The following is a 7,843-nucleotide window of genomic DNA, read 5'->3' as shown; positions in this document are numbered from 1 at the left end:
ATCAGAAAATAATTTAAAAAAATTATATTTTAATTACTTAATTAATATTAAGTTTATTAAACGATTGTGGGTTGTAAGGTTAAGTAAATAAGCGTATATGACGGATGCCTTGGCAGTCAGAGGCGATGAAGGACGTGTTAATCTGCGAAAAGCATCGATAAGTTGATTTAAAACATTATTAGTCGGTGATATCCGAATGGGGTAACCTAATATATATAATTATATATTATCGTTATTTGAATACATAGAATAACGAAGTAAACCAGGAGAACTGAAACATCTAAGTATCCTGAGGAAAAGAAATCAATAGAGATTTCCTTAGTAGTGGCGAGCGAAAAGGAAAAAGCCCAGAGATATATGTAATTATTATATTAATAGAAATAACTGGAAAGTTATACAATATAGGGTGATAGTCCCGTATATTAAAATATAGTGATTATAATCTCAATGAGTAAAACGAGACACGTGAAATCTTGTTTGAATATAGGGGGATCATCCTCTAAGGCTAAATACTACTGACTGACCGATAGTGAACTAGTACCGTGAGGGAAAGGTGAAAAGAACCCCGGTTAGGGGAGTGAAATAGAACCTGAAATCATATACGTACAAGCAGTAGGAGCATTTTGAAAAAAATGTGACTGCGTACCTTTTGTATAATGGGTCAGCGAGTTATATTTTGTAGCAAGGTTAACTGTATAAGGAAGCCGTAGGGAAACCGAGTCTTAAAAGGGCGTTTTAGTTGCAAGATATAGACCCGAAACCCGGTGATCTAACCATGAGCAGGTTGAAGGTTTGGTAATGCTTACTGGAGGACCGAACCGACTAATGTTGAAAAATTAGCGGATGACTTGTGGTTAGGGGTGAAAGGCCAATCAAACCGGGAGATAGCTGGTTCTCCCCGAAAGCTATTTAGGTAGCGCCTCGTGTAATTCATATTCGGGGGTAGAGCTCTGTTTCGGTTAGGGAATCTTCCAGATTTACCAATCCGATGCAAACTTCAAATACCGAATAATGTTATCACGGGAGACACACAGCGGGTGCTAACGTCCGTTGTGGAGAGGGAAACAACCCAGATCGCTAGCTAAGGTCCCTAAGTTATAATTAAGTGGGAAACGAAGTGGGAAGGCAGAAACAGCCAGGATGTTGGCTTAGAAGCAGCCATCATTTAAAGAAAGCGTAATAGCTCACTGGTCTAGTCATCCTGCGCGGAAGATGTAACGGGGCTAAATTATACACCGAAGCTGCGACAATAAAGAATTTATTTATTGGGTAGGGGAGCGTTCTGTAAATTGTTGAAGATAAATTGTAAAGTTTGTTGGAAAGATCAGAAGTGCGAATGCTGACATGAGTAACGATAAAATAGGTGAAAAACCTATTCGCCGAAAGACTAAGGGTTCCTATCCAACGGTAATCGAGGTAGGGTAAGTCGACACCTAAGATGAGGCTGAAAAGCGTAATCGATGGACAACAGGTTAATATTCCTGTACTCATTATTATTGCGAAGGGGGGACGAAGAAGGTTAAATTAGCCAAGTGATGGTAGTCTTGGTTTAAGCGTGTAGATGTATTATTTAGGAAAATCCGAATAATTATAAACATTGAGGCGTAATGACGAGGTACTTTATTGTATTGAAGTAATTGATACCCTGCTTACAAGAAAATCCTCTAAGCTCTAGATAATATTGAATCGTACTCTAAACCGACACAGGTGGTCAGGTAGAGAATACTAAGGCGCTTGAGAGAACTCAGGTGAAGGAACTAGGCAAAATAGTGCCGTAACTTCGGGAGAAGGCACGCTGATGGTAGGTCGAGAAATTTACTTTTGAAGCTGAAATCAGTCTAAGATAATAGCTGACTGCAACTGTTTATTAAAAACACAGCACTGTGCAAACACGCAAGTGGACGTATACGGTGTGACGCCTGCCCGGTGCCGGAAGGTTAATTGATAGAGTTATTATTTTAATAAGAAGCTCTTGATCGAAGCCCCGGTAAACGGCGGCCGTAACTATAACGGTCCTAAGGTAGCGAAATTCCTTGTCGGGTAAGTTCCGACCTGCACGAATGGCGTAATGATGGTCAGACTGTCTCCACCTGAGACTCAGTGAAATTGAAATTGCTGTGAAGATGCAGTATACCCGCGGCAAGACGGAAAGACCCCGTGAACCTTTACTATAGCTTGATATTGAATGATATTCATTAATGTGTAGGATAGGTGGGAGACAATGAAATATTGACGCTAGTTAATATTGAGTCAACCTTGAAATACCACCCTTTGATGTTTATTATTCTAACCTTGGCCCGTTATCCGGGTCAGAGACAGTGTCTGGTGGGTAGTTTGACTGGGGCGGTCTCCTCCTAAAGAGTAACGGAGGAGTACTAAGGTCAGCTAATCACGGTTGGAAATCGTGAGGTTAGTACAAAGGCAAAAGCTGGCTTAACTGTGAGAATGACAATTCAAACAGATGCGAAAGCAGGTCTTAGTGATCCGGTGGTCCTGTATGATAAGGCCATCGCTCAACGGATAAAAGGTACTCCGGGGATAACAGGCTAATACCGCCCAAGAGTTCATATCGACGGCGGTGTTTGGCACCTCGATGTCGGCTCATCACATCCTGGGGCTGCAGTAGGTCCCAAGGGTATGGCTGTTCGCCATTTAAAGTGGTACGCGAGCTGGGTTTAGAACGTCGTGAGACAGTTCGGTCCCTATCTGCCGTGGGCGTTGGAAGATTGAAAGAATTTGCTCCTAGTACGAGAGGACCGGAGTGAACGTATCTCTGGTGTTCGGGTTGTTATGCCAATAGCATTGCCCGGTAGCTAAATACGGAAAAGATAAGCGCTGAAAGCATATAAGCGCGAAACTTATCTTAAGATTAATCTTCCCAGAATTTTTGTTAATTATTTACAAAAATTCCTTAAGGGACGTTAAAGACTATGACGTTGATAGGCTGGATGTGTAAGCATAGTAATATGTTGAGCTAACCAGTACTAATAAACACCCGTGAGTCTTAACCTTACAACACCAGAATCGTTTAGATTTAATTATTAATTATTTATAACTTAACAAAATATTCCTGGTATAAATAACGCAATGGTACCACCTGAACCCATTCCGAACTCAGAAGTGAAACGTTGTAGTGCCAATGGTAGTGTGAGGTTTACCTCATGTAAGAGTAGGTAAATACCAGGATATAAATTTTAAAGTTCTTATAAAATATATTTTTTTATAAAAAATAAAATGCCGGCTTAGCTCAGATGGTAGAGCAACTGACTTGTAATCAGTAGGTCACCAGTTCAACTCCGGTAGCCGGCATGTATATCTTAAAATATATATTAAAAAATTTTATTTATTAAAATCTTTAAATGGTGGGATACCCAAGTGGTTAACGGGAGCAGACTGTAAATCTGTCGTCAAAGACTTCGAAGGTTCGAATCCTTCTCCCACCATAACTTTTATATAATACATGTTTATATATTTTTAGCAGACATCGTATAATGGTATTACTTCAGCCTTCCAAGCTGGTAATACGGGTTCGATTCCCGTTGTCTGCTTAAATATTTTTTTATTATTAAATATAAATAATAATTTATGGATATTTTGGCTGATATAGCTTAGAAGGTTAGAGCACATCCTTGGTAAGGATGAGGTCCCCAGTTCAATTCTGGGTATCAGCACATTTTTTATATTATTTAATTTTGAAGGAAAAAAATAATGGCAGGAGATAATTATTAATGTTTTTTAAGTTGCAAAAAGATTCTACATTAGAATGGTTCCTTTCATATTGTCATATTAATAAATATCCAGCAAAAATGATTTTAATTAAACAAGGAGATATTTCTAAAAATTTATATTATATATTAAAGGGTATTGTTATTGTTTCTATTAAAAATAAAAATGGAAAAGAAATTATAATTAATTATTTAAATTCAGGTAATTTTATTGGTGAAATTGGTTTTTTTCATCCAACTTATAAAGAAATTACATTAATAAAATTAAAAACAGAATGTGAATTAGCAAAAATTTCATATAAAAAATTTTTTAATTTAGTTAACATTAATAATCATATTATTATGAAAATTTCTTTTCAAATTGCTGAGAAATTAAAAACTACATTTAAAAAAATAAATAATTTAGTTTTTTTAGATGTTACACAGAGAATTTTTACAACCTTGTTAAATTTAGCTAAGTCTCCTGAGGCAATCACTCATCCAGATGGTATGCAAATAAAAATAACAAGACAAGAAATAGGGAAAATTGTGGGTTGTTCTAGAGAAACCGTAGGCCGTACTCTTAAAATGTTAAAAAAACGTAATTTAATTTATGCTCATGGTAAAACAATTGTTATTTATGGTACTCGATAAATTATTATATTATTTTTTATAAATTTAATGATATCATATATCTAAACCAATAGCATTGGTTACTTTTTGTAAAGTAATAGAAGCATGTTTCTTTGCTTTTTCTGCACCATTAATAATAACATTTTTTAAATATTTTTCATTTTCTCTATAAAAAAAATATTTTTTTCTTAATTTATTTAAAAATAAACATAAGTTATTAATAATTGATTTTTTTAAATAATTATAATTTTTATTATGAAAATCTTTTTCTAATTTTTCTATAGAAAAATTAGTTATATTAGATAATATAACTAATAAATTAGAAATACCTGGTTTGTTTTTAAAATCATATTTTATTATTGGAGGATTATTAGAATCAGTAACTGCATTTTTAATTTTTTGTTCAATTATAAAATCACTATCAAATAAACTAATAATATTATTTTTATTAAAATCAGATTTAGACATCTTTTTATTAGGATTTAATAACGATTTTATACAGGAACCATTATAGTTAAGTATCTTTTCAGGAATAGTAAAGATTTTTCCATAAATTTTATTAAATCGATAAGCAATGTTTCTAGTTAATTCAATATGTTGAATTTGATCTTTCCCTACCGGGATTTTATTTGTTTGATACAACAATATATCAGCAGCCATTAATATGGGATAATTAAATATCCCCACATTAATATTTTTATTTAAAAATATTTTTTCTTTAAATTGAGTCATTCTTTGAATTTCTCCAAAATTAGTGAAACAATTTAAAATCCAATTTAATTGAGAATGTTGAGGAACATGAGATTGTATAAAAATAATACTTTTTTCAGGATTAATTCCACATGCTAGACACATAGCTAAAACATCTAATATATTTTTACTTAAAATAGACTTCTTTTGATGTATTGTTAAAGAATGTAAATCTGCTATACAATAAAAACAAGAATATTTCTTTTGTAGTTTTTCCCATTGTTTTAAAGCTCCAATATAGTTACCTAAAGTTAAAAATCCTGTTGGTTGTATACCACTAAATATTATTTTTTTTTTCATAATGTTTTTTATTATTATATAATAATTTTAAAAAATTAAAGATTTATTTTAAAATATATTATTTAATTTTAATCTTATATTTTTTATAGTCTTATAGTATGGTGTTTTATTTTTAAATATAGCTGAACCTATTACGAATACATTTGCCCCGGAAAAAGCTATTTTTTTTATATTATTAAGATTTATACCTCCATCTACTTCTAATAAAATATTTTTTTTATTAATAATTTTTTTAATTTGAATAATTTTTTTATAAATATGATTTAAAAATTTTTGTCCTTCAAATCCTGGATTAACAGACATAACTAATATTAAATCTAATTTATGAATTATATATTCTAAACAATCTAAAGGAGTAGAAGGATTTAATGCTAATCCTGCTTTACATCCATAATTTTTTATTAATGAGATACTTTTATCTAAATGATATGAACTTTCTGGATGTATAATAATACTGTTTGCTCCTGATTTAATAAAATCAATTATTAAATTATCTATATTTTTTGTCATTAAATGTATATCAATTATACATTTTATTCCATATGATCTTAAAGATCTTAAAACTAATGGACCAATAGTTAAATTAGGTACATAATGATTATCCATCACATCGAAATGTATTATATCAACTCCTGCTTTTAGAACATCTTTAATTTCTTTACCTAAATATGCAAAATTAGCTGATAAAATAGATGCAGCAATTAAATTATTTTTCATTTTTATTAAATTCATTATTATAAATAATTATTCTAAAATTATATTAAAAAATTAAATTTTTGTTTTCATTAATAGCATCAGAAATAATTTTTTCTGGAATATTTTTATATATAATTACTTTACCAATTTTAACTGGTATTACAATATTAATTTGATTTTTATTTATTTTTTTATCTCTATAAATATGTTTAAAATATTGTTTTATATTCATATTTTGTGGACTTTGAATTGGTAAATTACATTTTTTTAATAAATTAATAATTCGTATTACATCTTTATTATTCATTAAATTAAGTTTTTTTGATGTTAAAGAAGCAATAACAATACCAACTGATACAGCTTCTCCATGTAACCATTTACCATATCCTAATTCAGATTCAATTGCATGTCCATAAGTATGTCCTAAATTTAATAATGCTCTTTTATTTTTTTCATATTCATCTTCGTAAATAATTTTAGATTTTAATTCACAACATTTTTTTATACAATAAAGTATAGTTTTTTTATCTAAATTAAATAATTTAATAATATTATGTTCTAACCAAGAAAAAAAATTTTTATCAAAAATAATACCATATTTAATTACTTCAGCTAAACCTGCAGTAAACTCTCTTTTAGATAAAGTATCTAAACAACTTAAATTAATTAATACAATACGAGGTTGATAAAAACTACCTATCATATTTTTTCCTAAAATATGATTAACAGCTGTTTTACCACCTACAGAAGAATCTACTTGTGCTAATAATGTTGTAGGTATTTGTATAAATTTTACGCCTCTTTGATAACTAGACGCAACAAATCCTGTTATATCACCTATAACACCTCCCCCTAAAGCAATAAGAGTAGTATCTCTATTATGTAGATTTTGAAGTAATGCTGTAAAAATAATATTTGCAGTCATTAATGTTTTATATTTTTCACCATCAGGAATAAGTACATGATTTATTCTTACACCTATATTATTAAATTGATTATATATTTTTTTAAAATATAAAGAAAAAATTATTTTATTAGTTACAATCATAACACTATCTCCTTTTTTTAAAAAAGATAAAGATAATGGTTTATTAAATAAATTAAAATCTATAATAATAGAATATTTATGTTTTTTTGTTGAAACTAAAATAGTTTTTCCCATATATAATATTGTATCCTTTTAATTTTTTTCTAATAAGTTAATTAATTGATTAGCAACAATTTTGGCACTTTGTTCATCCGTTTTAATTATAATATCAGCAATTTCATTATATAAATGATTCCTTTTTTTAGCTAATTCTTCTAATATTTTTTTAGCTAATTTATTTTTATTTTTTAATAAAGGACGTTTTTTATCTCTTTTAGTACGATTTAACTGTTTTTCTATAGTAGTTTTTAAATATACTACAATACCTCTAGAAGAGAGAAATTTTCTTGTTTCTTTTGATTGAATAGAACCTCCTCCTGTTGCTAATATAATTCCTTGTTTTTTAGTTATTTCATCAATAATTTTCTTTTCACGTTTTCTGAATCCTTCTTCTCCTTCCACATCAAATACCCAATTTATATCAGCTCCTGTACGACGTTCAATTTCTTGATCTGAATCAAAAAAATCCATTTTTAATAAATTTGCAAGATGACGTCCAATTGTACTTTTTCCTGCTCCCATAGGTCCTATTAAAAATATATTTCTTTTTTCTGCCATTTTTTTATATTATTAATTGATTAAAATTGTAAATAGAATTCTTATTCTTTTTAAA

At 29.7% G+C, this 7,843-nt stretch carries 5 protein-coding genes, 4 tRNA genes and 2 rRNA genes; 7 read left to right on the top strand and 4 right to left on the bottom strand.

The genetic code is table 11. The features are described from left to right. Positions 1–77: 77 nt before the first annotated feature. The 7 genes from GJU01_RS01745 to crp all read left to right on the top strand — a co-directional run bounded on the left by GJU01_RS01745 (position 78) and on the right by crp (position 4,358). Positions 78–3,012, top strand: a 23S ribosomal RNA gene (locus GJU01_RS01745). Between the two features lie 57 nt (positions 3,013–3,069). Continuing rightward, positions 3,070–3,186: ribosomal RNA gene (rrf, locus tag GJU01_RS01740) — 5S ribosomal RNA — on the top strand. Between the two features lie 50 nt (positions 3,187–3,236). Next, positions 3,237–3,309: transfer RNA gene (locus tag GJU01_RS01735), tRNA-Thr, on the top strand. Between the two features lie 52 nt (positions 3,310–3,361). Next, a tRNA-Tyr gene (locus tag GJU01_RS01730) sits at positions 3,362–3,443 on the top strand. A 34-nt stretch (positions 3,444–3,477) separates the two neighbouring features. Continuing rightward, positions 3,478–3,548: transfer RNA gene (locus GJU01_RS01725), tRNA-Gly, on the top strand. A gap of 49 nt (positions 3,549–3,597) precedes the next feature. Next, positions 3,598–3,671: transfer RNA gene (locus tag GJU01_RS01720), tRNA-Thr, on the top strand. 57 nt (positions 3,672–3,728) lie between these two features. Next, entirely contained in the window at positions 3,729–4,358 is a 630-nt protein-coding gene (gene crp, locus GJU01_RS01715) for a cAMP-activated global transcriptional regulator CRP (protein ID WP_168868123.1), read from the top strand. A gap of 33 nt (positions 4,359–4,391) precedes the next feature. Here crp and trpS read toward each other — a convergent pair whose 3' ends face one another. From trpS to aroK, 4 genes are read right to left on the bottom strand one after another with little or no spacing between them, the layout of a single operon-like run. Continuing rightward, complete coding sequence (trpS, locus tag GJU01_RS01710; RefSeq protein ID WP_168868122.1) at positions 4,392–5,387, bottom strand: tryptophan--tRNA ligase; 996 nt, start codon at positions 5,385–5,387, stop codon at positions 4,392–4,394. A gap of 48 nt (positions 5,388–5,435) precedes the next feature. Next, the gene (gene rpe / locus GJU01_RS01705) at positions 5,436–6,104 is read right to left on the bottom strand and encodes a ribulose-phosphate 3-epimerase (protein WP_168868121.1); all 669 of its coding nucleotides are present in this window, start codon (positions 6,102–6,104) and stop codon (positions 5,436–5,438) included. Between the two features lie 43 nt (positions 6,105–6,147). Then, the gene (gene aroB / locus GJU01_RS01700; protein WP_168868120.1) at positions 6,148–7,245 is read right to left on the bottom strand and encodes a 3-dehydroquinate synthase; all 1,098 of its coding nucleotides are present in this window, start codon (positions 7,243–7,245) and stop codon (positions 6,148–6,150) included. An 18-nt stretch (positions 7,246–7,263) separates the two neighbouring features. After that, positions 7,264–7,788, bottom strand: coding sequence for a shikimate kinase AroK (gene aroK, locus GJU01_RS01695; RefSeq protein ID WP_168868119.1), 525 nt, complete (start codon positions 7,786–7,788; stop codon positions 7,264–7,266). Between the last annotated feature and the right edge of the window lie 55 nt (positions 7,789–7,843).

Source organism: Enterobacteriaceae endosymbiont of Donacia vulgaris (assembly GCF_012568445.1).
Classification (GTDB): domain Bacteria; phylum Pseudomonadota; class Gammaproteobacteria; order Enterobacterales; family Enterobacteriaceae.
The sequence above is the reverse complement of the archived record's forward strand: the minus strand, read 5'-3'. Positions and strand labels throughout refer to the sequence as shown.